The 1,434-nt window shown below is 53.5% G+C and carries 2 protein-coding genes; one reads left to right on the top strand and one right to left on the bottom strand.

Annotation, left to right across the window (positions count from 1 at the left end):
- Positions 1-900 (top strand): substrate-binding domain-containing protein (locus tag J5224_RS27655; RefSeq protein ID WP_264628337.1); only part of this gene is annotated, 900 nt, incomplete at its 5' end.
- A 38-nt stretch (positions 901-938) separates the two neighbouring features.
- Here the strand turns inward: J5224_RS27655 and J5224_RS27650 are convergent.
- A partial coding sequence (locus J5224_RS27650) for a DJ-1/PfpI family protein (RefSeq protein ID WP_264628336.1) occupies positions 939-1,434 on the bottom strand: 496 nt, incomplete at its 5' end.

The following is a 1,434-nucleotide window of genomic DNA, read 5'->3' as shown; positions in this document are numbered from 1 at the left end:
GTGCATTACATCGCGACCGATAATCATGCCTTGGTGCAATGTGCGTTTATGCATCTGAAAGAGAAAGGGCTTAATCGCTTTGCCTTTTATGGATTGCCGCCTTCGGGTGGCAAAGGGTGGGCGCAGGAGCGTGAGTATGCCTTTCGTCAACTGGTCGCATCAGAGCAGTATCAGGGCGTGGTGTATCAGGGGATGGAAACCGCGCCGGATAACTGGCAATACGCGCAAAATCGCCTGGCCGACTGGGTGCAAGCCTTACCGCCACAAACCGGCATTATCGCCGTTACAGATGCTCGAGCCCGCCATTTGTTGCAGGTGTGCGAATATTTGAACATCGCAGTGCCGGAAAAACTGTGTGTTATCGGTATCGATAATGAAGAGCTGACGCGTTATCTGTCTCGGGTGGCGCTCTCTTCTGTCGCGCAAGGTACACGGCAGATGGGCTACCGCGCCGCCAAATTGCTGCATCAGTTGTTACACAATCCGGTGGCGATTCCCCTTCAGCGCATTTTGGTTCCTCCCGTGCGGGTGGTAGGACGCAGTTCCACCGATTACCGTTCGGTGCACGATCCGGCAGTGATTCAGGCCATGCACTATATTCGTTGCTATGCCTGTAAGGGTATCAAAGTCGAACAGGTGCTGGATGCTGTTGGCATGTCGCGCTCCAATCTGGAAAAGCGCTTTAAAGATGAAATGGGGCAGACCATTCACGGTGTTATTCATGCGGAAAAACTCGAGCGTGCGCGCAACCTGTTGGTGTCGACCTCATTGTCGATCAACGAGATTTCGGTGATGTGCGGTTACCCGTCGCTACCCTATTTTTATGCGGTATTCAGGAAAGAGTATGATTTGACGCCGAAAGAGTATCGCGATCGCTTCGGTGAAGATGTGAATCGGTGAAGTGCCCGGCCTCATCCATTATGCCGGGCTAGCAGTTTTTATGCCGGTACGCGCCAGTGATCGTAATAGATATGCTCGATCTGGAAGTTGGTGTCTTCAACATCACCGGTCAAACGGCAGGCAATGGTGCCCGCGAAATCAAAGGCAACGCCCAACCCTTTGCCGCTGATCAGGTTGCCATCTTCCACCACATTTTGATCGACATAGACGCCGTCCGTGACATCTTTCCAGAGATCGCCGGAGCAGACATAGCGTCGGCCTTTTAGCAGCTTGTTGCCGCCCAGCACGCGCGCTGCCGCAGAACAAATCGGGCAGATCAGCTTTCCGGCGTCGTCATGACGGCGAATAAATTCGGTGACCAGCGGGTTCGCTGCCAGACTCAGCGTGCCTTGCAAGCCGCCAGGGATCACTACAGCATCGAACAGTTCGTCCATGCTTCTTTCCAACAGTGCATCAGCAAACATGCGGATATTGTGGTAGCTGCGCAGTTCCAGCATGTCTTGGCAGGACAGCATTTTCACGCCGATCTTCATA

This window comes from Candidatus Symbiopectobacterium sp. NZEC135 (genome assembly GCF_025962695.1).
The sequence above is the reverse complement of the archived record's forward strand: the minus strand, read 5'-3'. Positions and strand labels throughout refer to the sequence as shown.